This window comes from Gordonia sp. NB41Y (assembly GCF_030718915.1).
In the GTDB taxonomy this organism is placed as follows: Bacteria; Actinomycetota; Actinomycetes; order Mycobacteriales; family Mycobacteriaceae; genus Gordonia; species Gordonia desulfuricans.
This window is the reverse complement of the sequence record NZ_CP132196.1, coordinates 2617802-2632785: the sequence shown is the minus strand read 5'-3', so window position 1 is coordinate 2632785 and position 14984 is coordinate 2617802. Positions and strand designations below refer to the sequence as shown.

Annotated in this window: 16 protein-coding genes; 10 read left to right on the top strand and 6 right to left on the bottom strand. The window is 69.1% G+C overall.

All coding sequences use genetic code 11. The features are described 5' to 3' along the window. The first annotated feature begins 122 nt into the window (after positions 1-122). Together pheA and Q9K23_RS11345 are read left to right on the top strand one after the other, a co-directional pair. Positions 123-1121: a prephenate dehydratase gene (gene pheA / locus Q9K23_RS11350; protein WP_053778574.1), complete on the top strand. Its 999-nt coding sequence runs from the start codon at positions 123-125 to the stop codon at positions 1119-1121. Next, complete coding sequence (locus Q9K23_RS11345) at positions 1121-1792, top strand: histidine phosphatase family protein (protein WP_053778575.1); 672 nt, start codon at positions 1121-1123, stop codon at positions 1790-1792. The genes pheA and Q9K23_RS11345 overlap by 1 nt, the downstream gene beginning before the upstream one ends. 49 nt (positions 1793-1841) lie before the next feature. Here the strand turns inward: Q9K23_RS11345 and Q9K23_RS11340 are convergent, their stop codons facing one another. Both Q9K23_RS11340 and Q9K23_RS11335 read right to left on the bottom strand, forming a co-directional pair. Then, entirely contained in the window at positions 1842-2192 is a 351-nt protein-coding gene (locus Q9K23_RS11340) for a metallopeptidase family protein (RefSeq protein WP_053778576.1), read from the bottom strand. 89 nt (positions 2193-2281) lie between these two features. Further along, complete coding sequence (locus tag Q9K23_RS11335; RefSeq protein WP_082366100.1) at positions 2282-3400, bottom strand: septum formation family protein; 1119 nt, start codon at positions 3398-3400, stop codon at positions 2282-2284. Between the two features lie 132 nt (positions 3401-3532). Between Q9K23_RS11335 and serS the strand changes: the two genes are divergently transcribed. Then, a complete protein-coding gene (serS, locus tag Q9K23_RS11330; RefSeq protein WP_020791111.1) occupies positions 3533-4789 on the top strand; it encodes a serine--tRNA ligase in 1257 nt (418 codons plus the stop codon). A gap of 51 nt (positions 4790-4840) precedes the next feature. After that, complete coding sequence (locus Q9K23_RS11325; protein WP_053778577.1) at positions 4841-5785, top strand: hypothetical protein; 945 nt, start codon at positions 4841-4843, stop codon at positions 5783-5785. 48 nt (positions 5786-5833) lie between these two features. Here Q9K23_RS11325 and Q9K23_RS11320 read toward each other — a convergent pair whose 3' ends face one another. Beyond that, positions 5834-6523 (bottom strand): response regulator transcription factor, encoded by a 690-nt coding sequence (locus tag Q9K23_RS11320; protein ID WP_053778578.1) that lies wholly within the window; start codon positions 6521-6523, stop codon positions 5834-5836. After that, positions 6520-7752 (bottom strand): histidine kinase, encoded by a 1233-nt coding sequence (locus Q9K23_RS11315; protein ID WP_053778579.1) that lies wholly within the window; start codon positions 7750-7752, stop codon positions 6520-6522. Before Q9K23_RS11315 ends, Q9K23_RS11320 begins: the two co-directional genes overlap by 4 nt. A 123-nt stretch (positions 7753-7875) precedes the next feature. Here Q9K23_RS11315 and Q9K23_RS11310 point away from each other — a divergent pair, with 123 nt between their 5' ends. Beyond that, a complete protein-coding gene (locus tag Q9K23_RS11310; RefSeq protein WP_053778580.1) occupies positions 7876-8442 on the top strand; it encodes a hypothetical protein in 567 nt (188 codons plus the stop codon). A 33-nt stretch (positions 8443-8475) separates the two neighbouring features. Here the strand turns inward: Q9K23_RS11310 and Q9K23_RS11305 are convergent, their stop codons facing one another. Then, positions 8476-10071, bottom strand: coding sequence for a Rieske 2Fe-2S domain-containing protein (locus tag Q9K23_RS11305; RefSeq protein ID WP_020791488.1), 1596 nt, complete (start codon positions 10069-10071; stop codon positions 8476-8478). 215 nt (positions 10072-10286) lie between these two features. Here Q9K23_RS11305 and Q9K23_RS11300 point away from each other — a divergent pair, with 215 nt between their 5' ends. Together Q9K23_RS11300 and Q9K23_RS11295 are read left to right on the top strand one after the other, a co-directional pair. Continuing rightward, positions 10287-10886 carry a DUF5134 domain-containing protein gene (locus Q9K23_RS11300; RefSeq protein ID WP_160319635.1) on the top strand — a complete coding sequence of 200 codons (600 nt, stop codon included), beginning with the start codon at positions 10287-10289 and terminating at the stop codon, positions 10884-10886. Positions 10887-10933: 47 nt separating this feature from the next. Beyond that, positions 10934-11704 (top strand): lysophospholipid acyltransferase family protein, encoded by a 771-nt coding sequence (locus Q9K23_RS11295; protein ID WP_053778582.1) that lies wholly within the window; start codon positions 10934-10936, stop codon positions 11702-11704. Positions 11705-11735: 31 nt separating this feature from the next. Here Q9K23_RS11295 and Q9K23_RS11290 read toward each other — a convergent pair whose 3' ends face one another. After that, positions 11736-12608 (bottom strand): LysR family transcriptional regulator, encoded by an 873-nt coding sequence (locus Q9K23_RS11290; protein ID WP_305950505.1) that lies wholly within the window; start codon positions 12606-12608, stop codon positions 11736-11738. 162 nt (positions 12609-12770) lie between these two features. On the opposite strand from Q9K23_RS11290, the gene Q9K23_RS11285 reads away from it, so the two are divergent. From Q9K23_RS11285 to Q9K23_RS11275, 3 genes are read left to right on the top strand one after another with little or no spacing between them, the layout of a single operon-like run. Beyond that, complete coding sequence (locus Q9K23_RS11285) at positions 12771-13151, top strand: nuclear transport factor 2 family protein (RefSeq protein ID WP_053778585.1); 381 nt, start codon at positions 12771-12773, stop codon at positions 13149-13151. Between the two features lie 57 nt (positions 13152-13208). Further along, on the top strand, positions 13209-14021 hold the full coding sequence (locus Q9K23_RS11280; RefSeq protein WP_020793271.1) for a lysophospholipid acyltransferase family protein: 813 nt from the start codon (positions 13209-13211) through the stop codon (positions 14019-14021). Then, a complete protein-coding gene (locus tag Q9K23_RS11275; RefSeq protein ID WP_020793272.1) occupies positions 14018-14860 on the top strand; it encodes a Cof-type HAD-IIB family hydrolase in 843 nt (280 codons plus the stop codon). Before Q9K23_RS11280 ends, Q9K23_RS11275 begins: the two co-directional genes overlap by 4 nt. Positions 14861-14984 lie beyond the last annotated feature (124 nt).

Genomic DNA, 14984 nt, shown 5'->3' with positions numbered 1-14984 from the left:
GTGCGTCGTCGGGATTCGGGCCTGCAATGAAGGTAACCCTAACCTAAATCCCGGAGCCCCGTCGGTCAATGGTTCGAGTCGACGCGAACGAATATCCAACCTTGCTCGACTAAGCTCTTGCCGTGACCGTGTTCGCGTATTTCGGCCCTCCCGGGACCTTCACCGAGATGGCGCTCGACCGCCTCCTGGCAGATCCGCACCTGTCCACCGGGGTGCGTTCGGACGGTGGTCTCGGCGGCGTCGGCGAGGGCACCGTCGACAAGCTCGTCGCCGCCAGTCCCGTCGCCACCATCGCCGCCGTGCGCTCCGGCGCCGCCGACTTCGGCTGCGTACCCATCGAGAGCTCGCTGGAGGGGTCGGTCCCGGCCACGATGGACGCGCTGGTGCCCTTCGGGGACGGCGCCGCCGCATCCGAGGCCGGCCGGGTGCAGATCTTCGCCGAGGTCAACCTCGACATCGCCTTCACCATCGCCGCCCGCCCGGGCACCGCCCCCGCCGACGTGCGCACCATCGCCGCCTACCCGGTGGCCTCCGCGCAGGTCCGCGAGGCGGTTGAAAAGCTCTATCCCGGTGCAGAATTCGTCACCGCCGGCTCCAATGCCGCCGCGGCCCACGACGTCGCCGAGGGGCGGACCGATGCCGCGGTGACCACCGGTCTCGCCGCCGAGCTGGCCGGCCTGGAGGTGCTGGCCGACGGTGTCTCCGATGCGAGCGATGCCGTCACCCGCTTCCTGCTCGTCGGCAAACCGGCACCCCCGCCGCGCCGCACCGGTACCGACCGCACCGCGGTGATGCTCGAACTGCGCAACCAGCCCGGCAGCCTGATGGAGGCGATGAACGAATTCGCGGTCCGCGGAGTCGATCTCACGCGTATCGAGTCCCGGCCCCGGCGCGACCCGGCCGGTGGCAGCACGCATGCCGGCCAGTACCGCTTCTTCCTCGACACCGTCGGACACATCGACGACGCGCCGGTCGCCGAGGCCGTGCGTGCCCTGCACCACCGCTGCGAACGGATCGTCTACCTCGGCTCCTGGCCGGCCGCCGGAGACGGTGGCAGTCCGCCGCCCGACGACGCCGACAGCGCTGCCTGGGTCGAGGCGATCCGCCGGGGTGAGGGCTGATGGCCCGACTCCACCTCGTCCGCCACGGCGAGACCACCTCCAACGTGATGGGCCGGCTCGACACCGCGCTGCCCGGCGCGGCGCTCACCGATTTCGGTGTGCGCCAAGGTGTCCGGTACGCACTGGAGAATCGGCGCAACCAGCCGGCGGTGCTGGTCAGCTCGGTCGCCCGCCGCGCCCAGCAGACCGCCGAGATGATCGGCTCGGTGTGGGATCTCGACCCGGCGGTGGTCGAGGGCATCCACGAGGTGCAGGCCGGTGATCTCGAGGACCGGTTCGACCGTGACGCGCACGGGGTGTTCCGGGAGGTCATGCACGCCTGGCACGACGGCGATCTCGACACCCGGATTCCCGGCGGCGAGTCCCTGCAGATGGTCTACGACCGCTACCTCCCGGCCGTCGACGAACTCGCCGCGCACTACCTGCGTGGCCCCGAGCAGCGTGACGTCGTCGTGGTGAGCCATGGCGCGGCCATCCGCCTGGTGGCCGCCCGGCTGGCCGGCATCGACGGGAAGTTCGCCGCGGCGACACATCTGCCCAACACCGGCTCGGTGGAACTCGAACTCACCGAATCCGGGATCTGGGTGTGCCACCGCTGGGGTGCACGGCGCGCACCGTTCGGCACCGTCGACGAACCGCTCGTCGTCGACGACGACAACCCGATGGGCTGACCGCCGCCCTCGCATCCGGTCGCGGGCCGACCGCCGAAACCGGTGCCGCTCAGCCCCATCCGTGGGCGTGCAACCACTCGTCGTCGATCCCGAAGTGGTGGCCGACCTCGTGGATCACCGTGACCGCCACCTCGTGCACCACTTGCGCGCGGGTGTGACACATCGCCAGGATCGGTTCGCGGTAGATGGTGATCGTGTCCGGCAGGAAGCCGGCGTAGTCGTGGGTGCGCTCGGTGAGCGCCACCCCCGAATAGAGCCCGAGAATCCCACGCGACTCCGGATTGAACGGCTCGATCAGGATCACCACATTGCTCATCGCATCGGTGAACTCGGTGGGGATGGCGTCGAGCGCATCGCCGACGAGCTCCTCGAACTCGACGTCGGACATGTGAACCGGCATCGACTGCCTTTCTCCGACTCAGCATCGGGGACAAGTACACGGGGGCACGTGCTGGGTGGGACAAGTGTTCGGGGGTAGCCGCTGCGGCCCTAGCCTGCCGGGGCCGGGGCCTCCTGGGAATTGGGCTCGACCCCCGGCGGCAGCGGCACCGGCGTCGGCAGCGCACGTCCCGGCGGCGCCTGGGACGGCGCGACCGGCAGCTTGCCGTTGATCAGCACCGTCGCACGCGCATCGCCGACCAGGGTGGCGAATCCGCCACGGTCGGGAAGGCCCAGGTAGCACACCACCTTTCGGCTCCCGGCCAGCCAGCGCGGCTCACTGATCACCGACCACTGCACGTTCAGGGTGGTGTCCTCGAGCTTCTTCTTGCCGCCGACGAACCGCTCGGCCTGACCCGGGCAGATCGTGGTCAGGTAGGCGTTCTGCTCCTTCTCGCCCGGCCACGGCCGGCCCGATGTCTGATCCCCGAAACGCGGGGCGAGATCGACGATGCCGGTGGTCTGGAAGGCATGCGGCTCAGAGCAGTTCACCGCCGTCGGCGGTGTGGCCACCCGACGGGTCTGCGGGTCGATACCGATACACGTGCCGGCCGGCCACTGGAACGACTGGTCCTGATCGGCCACCTTGCCGGAGAACAGCTGCGGGGTGCCGTCCTTGCCGGTCACCTGCAACCCGCAGCGCAGCTCGCGCGCACCCTTGCCCCACTGCTGTTCGGACGGGAACATCATGCCCACCGAGAACCGCCCCTGCGGGTCGAGCTTTCCCTGCAGGTAGGCGTCGACGATCACCGGACACTGCTCGTCGCGGATCTCGGCGAACCGCTGCGCCCCCGGCCACGCCGCCGAGTCGCCGAACTCCGACCCCGGCAGCACGGCGGTGTCCAGTGCGCCGGCCACCTCGAAGCGGTGCTCGTCGGTGCACACGACCTTCGCCGGATCGCCCGGATCGCCCTCGGGCCAGGTGAGACAGTCACCGGAGCTCGACTGGGTGAAGGCGTTCTCGGCGAGCCGTTCGCTCTCGCCGATGTCGGTGCCGCCGACGCTGCCGCGGTCGTCGAAGGCATTCATCGACAGGGCGATCCCGCCGGCGACCAGTGCGCCGATCACGATCGCCACCAGCACGATGCGCATGGAGTTACGGCGCGCCCAGCCGGGATCGTCTGACCGGCCCTCGGGGCCGGGGTGTTCGTGGTGGGATTCGTCACTCATCGGGATCCATCATGCCCGGTCGGCCGCGGTGGTTCCGGTATCGACCCGCAGCCGGTCCTCCGACGGCACCGGCAGAGCCCTCAACTGCCTCAACTCCGGCACTCCCAGGTGACTCGCGTAGGGTCTTAGATCGTGATCGACCTGAAGATTCTCCGCGACGACCCCGAGCGGGTACGCGTGTCGCAGCGCGCCCGCGGCGAGGACCCCGGCCTGGTGGACGCGCTCCTCGCGGCCGATGCCATCCGACGTTCGGCGATCGTCGAGGCCGACTCCCTGCGTTCGGAGCAGAAGTCCCTCGGCAAGCAGGTCGGCAAGGCCTCCGGCGACGAGAAGACCGCCCTGCTCGCCCGCGGCAAGGAACTGGCCGAGCAGGTCAAGGCCGCCGTCGCGAAGCAGGCCGAGGCCGACGAGCAGGCGAAGGCCGCGCACCTGGCCATCTCCAACATCATCGAGAGCGCCCCCGCCGGTGGCGAGGACGACTACGTCGTACTCGAGCACGTCGGCGAACCGCGCGCCCTCGACAACCCCAAGGACCACCTCGAGCTGGGTGAATCGCTCGGCCTGCTCGACATGGAACGCGGCGCCAAGGTCTCCGGATCGCGGTTCTACTTCCTCACCGGTCAGGGCGCGCTGCTGCAGCTGGGCCTGCTGAACATGGCCGCGGCGAAGGCCGTCGCCAGCGGGTTCTCGCTGATGATCCCGCCGGTCCTGGTGCGCCCCGAGGTGATGGGCGGAACCGGCTTCCTCGGCGCCCACGCCGACGAGGTCTACCACCTCGACAAGGACGACGACCTGTACCTGGTCGGCACGTCGGAGGTGCCGCTGGCCGGCTACCACATGAACGAGATCCTCGACCTGTCCGACGGCCCCAAGCGGTACGCCGGCTGGTCGACCTGCTTCCGCCGCGAGGCCGGCAGCTACGGCAAGGACACCCGCGGCATCATCCGCGTCCACCAGTTCGACAAGATCGAGGGCTTCATCTACTGCCGCCCCGAAGAGGCCGAGGCCGAGCACCAGAAGCTCCTGAACTGGGAGAAGGACATGCTCGCGGCCATCGAGGTGCCCTACCGGGTGATCGACGTCGCCGGTGGCGACCTCGGGTCGTCGGCGGCCCGCAAGTTCGACTGCGAGGCCTGGGTCCCCACCCAGAACACCTACCGTGAGCTCACCTCCACGTCGAACTGCACGACCTTCCAGGCCCGTCGCCTGTCCATCCGATACCGCGACGAGCAGGGCAAACCGCAGGTTGCCGCCACCCTCAACGGCACCCTCGCCACCACCCGCTGGATCGTCGCCATCCTGGAGAACCACCAGCAGCCCGACGGCACGGTCCGTCTGCCGGCCGAATTGGCGAAGTTCGTCGGCACGGATGTGCTCGCACCGGCATGATGACGGCGAAGGTCTGACCCGCCCGGGTCGCCGTGCAGGGATAGGCAGGATATGACGGTCGGCATCATCGTCGCGGTGGTCGGTTCGGTGGCCTTCGCATTGGCGGCGGTCCTGCAATCGATGGCGGCCGCCTGGCACGCCCGCGACAACGCGATCGCGGCGGCCGAGGGTCGCAAGTGCGACACCAAACCGCACCCGAGCCTGCGCTCGACGCTGCGGACGATGATGAAGTGGCCGTTCCTGATCGGGCTGGCCCTCGACATCGTCGGATTCGCGGCCACCATCGTCTCGGCCAAGCTGATCCCGCTGTTCCTGTCCCAGTCGATCATCGCCGCCCGGCTCGTCGTGACCGCCCTGCTGGCGATGGTCATGCTGCACCTCGCGCTGCGGATGCGTGACTGGATCGCCGGCACCGTGGTGATCATCGCGCTGGTGGTGCTGGCCATCGGTGCCGGTTCGGAGGGGCACGTCAACGACGATTGGATGCACTGGGCGACCGTCGTCGCGAGCGTGCTGCTGTTCGTCCTCGGCCTGGTGCTCATGCGGGTGCTGCACAGCCACATCGCCTCGATCACCGGTCTGGTCGCCGGCGCCCTGTTCGGTGTGATGGCGGTGGCCTCACGTGTCCTGCACGGCCTGACCCCGTTCGACCTCGGCCAGATGGTCACCGACCCCGCGCTCTATGCCCTCGCGTTCAGCGGCCTCAGCGGCTTCTACCTGTTCACCGTCGCCTTGCAGACCGGCTCGGTCAACGGGGCCGCGGCCGCCCTCGTCGTCGGCGAGACCGTCCTGCCCGGCGCGATCGGCATCCTGCTGCTCGGCGACACCATCCGCGACGGCTGGGTGATCCCCACCGGCATCGCGTTCGCGGTGGCCGTCATCGGCGGGATCGTGGTGTCGTCGTCGAGTGCGGTGGCGGCGGTCGAGACCGGCGAGGCCGCGGCCTTCCACGAGTCCCGGCCACCCCGGCTGGAGAAGGCGTCCAGCGACGCCTGACCGATGGTCGGCCTGCACCGCGTCACCACAGCACCACACCGGGCCGCATCACCACGCCGGGCCGCCCAGGTCGCGGACGAGGATCGCCGCCTGTACCCGTGAGGCCAGCCCGAGCTTCATCAGCACCCGCGACACATGCGTCTTGACCGTCGCCTCGGTGATGAACAGCCGGCCGCCGATCTCGGCGTTGCTGAGGCCCTCGCCGAGGCAGCGCAGCACATCACGCTCCCGATCGGTGAGGTCGTCGAGTACCGGCAGCGGAGCCGGCGCACCGGGCGACCGGAAGGATTCGACGACGCGCGTGGTGATCGCGGGTGAGAGCACCGCGTCGCCACGCGCCACCGCCCGCACCGCATCGACGATCTCGTCGGCCGACGCGGTCTTCAGCAAGAACCCGCTCGCTCCCGCCCGCAGCGCCCCGAAGACGTATTCGTCGAGGTCGAAGGTGGTCAGCACGATCACCGGGCACAGGTCCTCCGCGACGATCCGGGCGGTGGCGGTGATGCCGTCGGTGCCGGGCATGCGGACGTCCATCAGCACCACGTCGGGCCGCAGCGATCGCGCGGCGGTGAGGGCCTGGTCGCCGTCGGCGGCCTCACCGACCACCTCGAGTCCCTCGGCCGGGTCGAGCAGCATCCGGATACCCGCGCGGATGGCGGCGTGATCGTCGGCGATCAGGACGGTGGTCGCGGCGGCAGCGGGCTGCGACGGGGCCGGGGCGGGCCGATCCGGGGTCATGATGTGCTCCGATGTGAGGTGGCGGTGCGGGCCGCGGGCAGGATCGCGGTGACGGTGAAATCGCCGTCGGTGCGCACGACGTCCAGGGTGCCGCCGACGAGCCCGGCGCGCACGGTCATGTTGGCCAGACCCCGACCGGCGTGCGGGGCAACCGAATCGGGTGCCGGGGTGGGCACCGGATTGGTGATCTGCAGGCGCAGCGTCGCGTCGGCGTGGGTGATGACGATCCGGATCGGCTGTCCCGGGGCATGGGTCACCGCATTGGTCAGCGACTCGGCCAGGATCCGATGGGCGGCGATGTCGGCCACCGGGGGCAGGGCGTCGACGGTGTCGGCGTCGGTGATCCATGGCGGACAGTCGATCTCGACATCGGTGCCCGACTCCACGATCGGTGCGACGAGCCGGTCGAGCCGGCGCAGCCCGGCCGTCTCGCGGGTCGCGGCCGGGGCGTCGGCGTCGGCGGTGTCGGCGAGCAGGTCGATCATGCCGCGCATCTCGGTGAGGGCGTCGACGCTGTTGGTCCGCACCGCGGCCAGGGCCTTGCGGGCCAGGGCGTCGTTGTCCGGATAGCGCAGCGCCGCAGCCGATTGCACCGCGATCGCGGAGAGCCGCCCGGCGATCACGTCGTGGAGTTCCCGGGCGAGGCGGCGACGCTCGTCGGCGACGGCCTCGGCCCGTTCGTGGTCGGCGAGTTCGGCCAGTATCCGAGACTGGTTGCGTTCCAAGGCGAGTGCACTGCGGTGCGTGCGCACGGCCAGTCCGTAGGCGAGGGGTGAGCCGACCAGCGCCAGCAGCCACAGCACGCACACGAACAGCAGCCGCCACTGTGCGAGGGCGGGGGAGGCGGCCACCAGGACGAGCACCGCCGCCGAGACCGTCGTACACACCCCGTACAGCACCCGCAGCAGACGCGCCGAGCCGTGCACCGCCGCGGCATAGACGATGTCGGAGAACACCAGCCACACCGGGATCGACGGGACGGTCACGGTGTCGAGGACCAGTGCGGCGGTCACACCGGCCAGTGCGATCGCCGGATGCGTCGAGCGCAGCAACTGGAAGGCACAGCCGATCCCCAGGGTGAGGAGCGGGAACCAGTCGGGACCCGGGCCGTGGAGGTCGTCGCCGATCCGGCCGAGGCCGGTGAGGTGGATGGCGATGCCCAGACCGAGGAACAGCAGCGTCATCCCCGCGTCGTCGAGGTGCGCGCGGGACACCGGAACACGCCACATGAGCCCATCGTCGCATGCCGGGCAACCCGGGCCATCCGACGAAAGGATGACCCCGGACGGCGGAGGGCGACTCGGCGACGCGGCCGATGTGGCGGCACCGGGTGCGACGGCACGCTGGGACCCATGAACACCGAACTCACCGCATCACCGGTCCTGTGGGCGATCGTCGGCTGCGAGATCGGCTTCTGGGTGCTGCTTCTCGCCGGTCTGTCGGCGCGATACCTGCTGCATCGCCGGCGGTTGTCGACGGCGCTGCTGGTCGCGGTACCCGCCGTCGACATCGCGCTGGTGGTGGCGGTGGTGCTCGATCTGGCCGGCGGTGCGCAGGTGACCTCGGTGCACCGGCTGGCCGGGATCTACCTCGGCGTCACCGTCGCCTTCGGCAACAGTGTGATCGGTTGGGCCGATGCACGATTCGCCCACCGTTTCGCCGGTGCGCCGGCGCCCTCGAAGCCGCCGCGCGGCGGGCGGGCCGCGCTCCGTTCGGAATGGATCGCCTTCGGCCGGTGGCTGCTCGCCGCGGCGATCTGCGCGGCGGTGATCCTCGGGTTGTCGGTGACCGTCGCCGACGCCGAACAGGCTGCCGCCCTGCGTCAGACGTTCGGGATCCTCGGGGTGGTGACGGTGATCTGGCTGCTCACCGGACCGGTGTGGGAGCTGTTCGGGGCGCGCGACGACCAGGCCGGGTGAACCGCCCGGCCGTCACGCACACCGCGGGAGGTCTCACTCGATGCGCGCGGCGCGCAGCTCGTGTCCCTTCGACGTCAGGCAACGGCCGCTGCCCAGATCCCATTGCCAGCCATGCAGATTGCAGGTCAGCTTCTCGCCCTCGATCACACCGAACTTGGACAGATCGGCCTTGAGGTGCGGGCAGCGGCGCTGGATCTCCCAGCCGTCCTTGGTGATCGACGCGGAATCGTCGTGTGCCTCGGCGAACCAGCCGTCCGCGTAGGCGATTCGCTCGTCGGTCAGACACTTGAAGAAGGTGTAGAGGTACTCGTTGTACCCGCCGATCCGCCACGTGGTGAACCGGGTGGACAGGAAGATGGTGTTGACCCAGTCCGGTTCCTGATCGCGCAGCACCGTGCGGACCAGCTCCGGTGCGATCCGGAAACCGTAGCGGTACTTGCCTTCTCCCTCCTTGGGTTCGCGCACGATCCGGTTCGGGAAGTCCACCACCACGGTCTGCTCGCCGATCACCAGACCCACCGGGTAGCCGATGCCGTCACAGATCAGATCCGACTGCGCCATGATCGGCTCGAACAGCTGCTTGAGCGGCTCGAGCAGCGGCTCCCCGTCGTCGACGGCCCAGGAGGCCTTCTCCGCGGCGATCACCGGGGCGAACTTCTCCTTCATCCGCTCCAGGTAGGCCTGCTTGTTCTCGCCGAACACCTCGTGCGGGGCGTACGGGTGGCTGACCTCGTCGAGGGTGGAGCCGGTGAACTCGGCGACCGAACCCGACACCATCATCAGCCCGCGATGCTTCTCGCCGTCGTCGGTGCCGTGGATGCGCATCTGCTCCAGGAAGGTCTCCTGGTCGGGGAAGATCGAGGTGACATCGCCCGGGCGGGCGTTCTCCGGGCTGTCGATACCCGAACCGAAGTCGTTGAGCCCGAACAGATCGTCGTCGAGGAACATCGGCGGACCGGCCGACGGAACCACCCAGGTGGCCCCGACCTGCTCGATGTAGGAGCGGGCCCGGTCCATGCCGCGCTGACGCTTCTGTGCGGCGAAGTTGGCCTTGGAACGGCGCGGGATGTCGTAGACCATCGGGTACCAGATGGCGCCCGAGTACTGCAGCAGGTGCACGTCGACGTGACCGAACGACTCACCGATCACGTCGAGGTCGATCGGCCGGGCGTCGTTCATGTTGAACACGGTGGTCTCGCCGTCGGACACGACCAGTCCGGAATCGCCGATCGGGCCGTCGGCCGGTGCACGCAACGCGATGATCATGACGTCGAGGGACCCCTTGGGACCGGTGATCGTCTGCTTGACCGAGTCGGTGGTCTCCACGAACTCGGTGAACCCGAGCTTCTCGAGCTCGCGACGCAGATCCGGCACCGGATAGTCGGGGAGGAGGACGGTGGCGTCCTTGCTGATGTTCTCGCGCAGATTCTGCTCGTCGAAGTGGTCGCGGTGCAGATGCGAGACATAGAGGTAGTCGCACTGCCCGAGGGACTTCCAGTCCAACTCCGAGTTGTCCGGGAACGGCACCCACGATGCGAAGTACGCGGGGTTGGTCCAGGGATCGCAGAGGATCGACCCGGCCGCGGTCTGGATGTGGAATCCGGCATGGCCGATGCTGGTGATCTTCACTTCGAACCTTTCACACGCTCGTTGCGCAGGGCTGGGATTTGCGCACTCGGTGTCTCAGGGTAGTCGGACCGCCGGCCGCCGCTACGGCCATCGGTCCCGAATCGGGTGGCGGGTCAGCGCCGATCACGACACCCCGGTGACCTGCGCCACGTCGTGGAACCGGGCCCGCCCGACGCGCGACTGCTCAGGGCATGACCATGCATCACCAGCAAGAGATGACTCCCGCGTTCGACTGGTTCCCGCCATGGTTGACCGTCATCGCGTCGATCCTGCTGCTCGGTGCGGCGCTGCACCACCTGCCGTGTGTGCTGCACGGTCACGGCAACCGCTGGTTCCATCTGGGCCATATCGCGATGTGCGCGTCGATGATCTACATGTACCTGATCATGTCGTTCCGGCCACCCGTGTCGTGGGGACCCGACGCCCGCACAGCCCAGATGTGGTTTTTCACCGCCACCAGCGCGGTGGTCCTGGCCCACCTCATGGTGCTGATCGCGCGTCGTCGGACGTTCTCGCTGCTCTGGGTGCTGTTGCTGGTGCAGCAGGTGGCGATGATCTACATGTGGCTGCCGATGAGGTGGTGGAGTGGGCTGCTCACCACCGTCGTGTCGGTGTGGTTCCTCGTCGAGGCGATCGGCTGGCTCGCCGATGTCTTCCGCGGCTATCGGATCACGCCGGCCGACTCGCGTACAGACGTCCCCGACGACGTGCACATGACCGGCGGCTGGGCCGACCGGCTGACGATGGCCTCCATGGCCGTCGCGATGGCGTACATGTTCGTCGGGATGCAGGCGATGGCCGGTTTCGAGTTCTGACGGTGATGGCTCCGCGCTTGGTGGCCGCTCTCGCTAGGGTCTAGGCCATGGAACCCGTGTACTCCACCGTGATCACCGCCGCCCGGCTGCTCTGGCTGGCCGAAGGGCTCGATTTCACGGTGTCCGGTGTCGAGAACACGCCGGCCACCGGGCCCGGCGTGATCGCCATCAACCACACCGGCTATCTCGACTTCACCTACGCCGGCATCCCGGCATTCCTGCAGGGCAGGCGATATGTGCGGTTCATGGCGAAGAAAGAGGTCTTCGACAACAAGTACTCGGGGCCGATCATGCGGGCGCTCAAGCACATTCCGGTCGACAGGGCCAACGGTGCGCAGAGCTACCACGATGCCGTCGACTATCTCAAACGCGGTGAGCTGGTGGGTGTGTACCCGGAGGCGACGATCAGCCGTAGCTTCGAACTCAAGGAGTTCAAGTCCGGGGCGGCTCGGATGGCGCTCGAGTCCGGTGCCCCGATCATCCCGACGGTGATCTGGGGTGCGCAGCAGGTGTGGACCAAGGGGCATCCCAAGAAGCTCGGCCGCCACGGTTTCACGATCATGATCGGTGTCGCCGAACCGATCGAACCGGTCGGCGACGCCGATGCCCTCACCGCGCGGCTGCACGAGTCGATGAGTGCGAAGCTGCTCGAACTCCAGGACGCCTACGGTCCGCATCCGCAGGGCGAGTTCTGGGTGCCCGCCCGGCTCGGCGGTTCGGCGCCGACGCTCGAGGAGGCCAACCGGATGGACGCCGAGGAGCAGGCCGCCAAGGCCGCGCGCCGTGCCGAGCGTGAGCAGGGGTCGTCGGAGGGCTGAGCGTCCGGTTGCCCGGCCGGACCTGACCGGATCAGTCCTGGTCCAGGCCGAATGCCGACCGGGCGAGTTCGACGAACACCGACACCGCCGGTGACGGTCGCCGCCGCCAGACCAGGCACAGCAGCGCCGGTCGGTCGACGCCGTCGATCGGGACTCCGTGCAGCGTGGCGAGGTGCTCGGCGGCGATCGACTCGCTGAGGATGCCCACCCCGACCCCGCCGCGCGCCAGTGCGGCCACCGCGTCGGGGGAGGTGGCCTCGACGTCGACGGGCCGGGCGCACCCGTCGTCGAACACGGTGCGGATACCCGCGCCGGACGGCAGGCCGATCAGGGTCTCGCCGTCGAGGTCGTCGGACCCGATGCGGCGTCGCCCGGCCAGCCGATGACCATGCGGCACCACCGCGACCACCCGCTCCGAGATGACGGTGAGCGCCTCCAGGCCGGCCGGTGGTGCCCCGGCCGAGCCGGTCAGCGCGGTGTCGAGATCACCGCGGCGGACCCGGTCGGCGAGGGCCGGGGACTCGTCCTCGCCCAGTGACACCCGGACCCCGGGGTGGGCCCGCCGGAACGCGGCGAATGCGTCGAACAGCGGCGCGATGGTGCATCCGTCGACCATCCCCACCGCCAGGGTTCCGGTGATGACCTGCGCGACCTCCGCCGATGCGAGTCGTGCGGACTCGGCCGCGGCCAGCGCCGCACGGGCGTGGGGGAGTGCGGCGTGCCCGGCGTCGGTGAGTGCCACCGTGCGCCCCACACGCTCGAACAGTCGGGTTCCCCATTCCCGTTCGAGGCCGGCGACCTGCGCACTGATGTTGGGCTGGGAGGTGTGGGTGGCCGCGGCCGCCCGCGTGAACGAACCGGTCCTCGCCACGGCGACGAAGTACTCCAGCTGGCGCAGTTCCATAACTGATGATGATAGGACTCATCCGAACAAACTCTTGGACTTATACATGTGATCGGGCTGACGCTGGACGGGAGAAGCGATCCGACCCGAGGAGGTCACCCCATGCCCGAGAACCGTCTGTCCGAGAACCCTTCGCCCGAGAACTCTTGGCCCGAGAACCATGTGTCCGACCGGGCTGCCCGAACCCCGGAGGACATCACCCGGCTGTTCGTCGAATACTCCAATGCCGGCGACGCCGACGCGGTGGCGTCGCTCTATCACGAGGATGCAGTCCTCGCCTATCCCCCGGGAGAGATCACCCGAGGCCGTGACGCGATCCGCGACCTGTGGGCCTCGGTGCTCGCCCACCGCCCGACATTCACGCCCGAAAAACCATTGCCGACACTGCGTTTCGGCGACATCGCGCTCACCTCCACACCGCCCCGGGACGGTGCAGGCGCGCGGGCGCAGGTGGTGGTCCGCCGCCCCGACGGTTCGTGGGTGCGCATCATCGACCAGCCCGAGCTCATCCACCCCGAGCAGTCGGCGAGCGACGCCGGCTGATCGACAACCGGCGGACGCTCAGGCGCCCGACCGTGGGCGGCCGTTAGGCTGATCCGCATGACAGATGCGGACCACCAGGCCCGTTCCCCGCGGCGGGAGCCGGTCTTCCGCGGACTCGAGATCATCGCGAACACGCTCGTCCGCGCGCAGAACCTCGACCTGCGGTATGCGGGGCTGGACAACATCCCGAGCGTGGGTGGGGCGGTGCTGGCGGTCAACCACACCTCGTACGTCGACTTCCTGCCCGCGGCCCTCGGCCTGTACCGCGCCGGACGCCGGGCGCGGTTCCTGATCAAGTCCGAGGTGATGGACGTCGGGATCATGCGCTTCCTGGTCAACCACACCCGGACGATCCCGGTGGACCGCTCGCAGGGTGCCGACGCCTACCGGGCCGCGGTCGCATCGCTGCGCAGTGGTGAGATGGTGGTCGTGTATCCGGAGGCCACGATCAGCCGCAGCTTCGAGCTCAAGGAGTTCAAGACCGGTGCGGTCCGGATGGCCGCCGACGCCGGTGTCCCCGTGGTCCCGGCGATCGTCTGGGGTGCGCACCGGCAGTGGACCAAGGGCGGTACCCGTGCCATGGGCCGCACCGGCATCCCGGTGTCGGTGCGATACGGGGCACCGGTCACGGTGGATGTCGACTCCGATGCCGCGACCGAGCGGCTGCGCGAGACGATGACCGGACTCTTGCACCATGTGCAGGACGAGTACGGATCGCATCCGGTCGGCGAGTTCTGGGTGCCCGCGCGACTGGGCGGATCGGCACCCACACCCACGGAGGCCGCAAAGATCGAGACCGAGGAGGCTGCGCGCAAAGCAGAAGCGCGCGCCCGTAAGGCGGCCGAACGGGCCGGAAAGGGTCGTCGGTGAACCCCACCCCTGAACTGCCGCGTCCGACGCTGATCGCCAGCGACGTCGACGGCACCCTGATCGACGACGCCAACCGGGTGTCGGCGCGCACCGCGTCGGTGCTGGCCAGTGCTGTCGGGACCGGTACCGAGTTCGTGCTCGCGACGGGTCGTCCGCCGCGCTGGATCGCCGAGGTGACCGACCAGTTCGATCCGTCGGCGGTCCGCGTGCGCTACGCAGTCTGCGCCAATGGTGCGATCGTCTACGACGTCGAGCATGACCGAGTGTTGTCGGCGGCCACGCTCGGCCCGGATGTGCTGCGACATATCGGAAGTGTTGCCGCCGAACTGATCCCGGGCTGCGGTATCGCCGCCGAGCGGGTGGGAAGGTCGGCGCACGATGCCGCGACGCCGCCGTTCGTCGCGACTGCCGGCTACCAGCACGCCTGGCTCAACCCCGACCACGTCGAGGTGGGCGACGACGAGATCTACGAGGCGCGCGCGGTCAAACTGCTGGTGCGCTCACCGGGGATGGCGAGTGCGGAGATGGCACAACGACTCTCGGTGCTCGCCGACCTCGCCCAGATCACCTTCTCCACCGACAACGGGCTGGTGGAACTCTCACTGCCCGACACGCACAAGGCGTCCGGTCTGCGGAAACTGCTGGAGCACACCGAGATCGATGCATCCACCACGGTCGCCTTCGGTGACATGCCCAACGACGTCGAGATGCTCACCTGGGTCGATCACGGCGTAGCCATGGGCCATGCACATCCGGCCGCCCTCGCCGCCGCCGACGAGATCACTGTCGGCAACAACGACGACGGTGTGGCCCGTGTGCTGGAACGGTGGTTCGGCTAGAGCGCCCACTGATGATTGAGCTGCGCCTTCTACGATGATTGAGGCGCGCGTTCTTTGCTGATTGAGCCGGGACCGAGCGTAGCGAGGACCCGTGTCGAAATCTCCGCAGCTTGTGTTGGGTGGT

Excerpts from the sequence above, each read along its gene's own strand:
- Q9K23_RS11345 (WP_053778575.1), top strand. The coding sequence starts at position 1,121 with ATGGCCCGACTCCACCTCGTCCGCCACGGCGAGACCACCTCCAACGTG.
- Q9K23_RS11340 (WP_053778576.1), bottom strand. The coding sequence starts at position 2,192 with ATGCCGGTTCACATGTCCGACGTCGAGTTCGAGGAGCTCGTCGGCGAT.
- Q9K23_RS11335 (WP_082366100.1), bottom strand. The coding sequence starts at position 3,400 with ATGAGTGACGAATCCCACCACGAACACCCCGGCCCCGAGGGCCGGTCA.
- Q9K23_RS11325 (WP_053778577.1), top strand. The coding sequence starts at position 4,841 with ATGACGGTCGGCATCATCGTCGCGGTGGTCGGTTCGGTGGCCTTCGCA.
- Q9K23_RS11320 (WP_053778578.1), bottom strand. The coding sequence starts at position 6,523 with ATGACCCCGGATCGGCCCGCCCCGGCCCCGTCGCAGCCCGCTGCCGCC.
- Q9K23_RS11315 (WP_053778579.1), bottom strand. The coding sequence starts at position 7,752 with ATGTGGCGTGTTCCGGTGTCCCGCGCGCACCTCGACGACGCGGGGATG.
- Q9K23_RS11310 (WP_053778580.1), top strand. The coding sequence starts at position 7,876 with ATGAACACCGAACTCACCGCATCACCGGTCCTGTGGGCGATCGTCGGC.
- Q9K23_RS11300 (WP_160319635.1), top strand. The coding sequence starts at position 10,287 with ATGACTCCCGCGTTCGACTGGTTCCCGCCATGGTTGACCGTCATCGCG.
- Q9K23_RS11295 (WP_053778582.1), top strand. The coding sequence starts at position 10,934 with ATGGAACCCGTGTACTCCACCGTGATCACCGCCGCCCGGCTGCTCTGG.
- Q9K23_RS11290 (WP_305950505.1), bottom strand. The coding sequence starts at position 12,608 with ATGGAACTGCGCCAGCTGGAGTACTTCGTCGCCGTGGCGAGGACCGGT.
- Q9K23_RS11280 (WP_020793271.1), top strand. The coding sequence starts at position 13,209 with ATGACAGATGCGGACCACCAGGCCCGTTCCCCGCGGCGGGAGCCGGTC.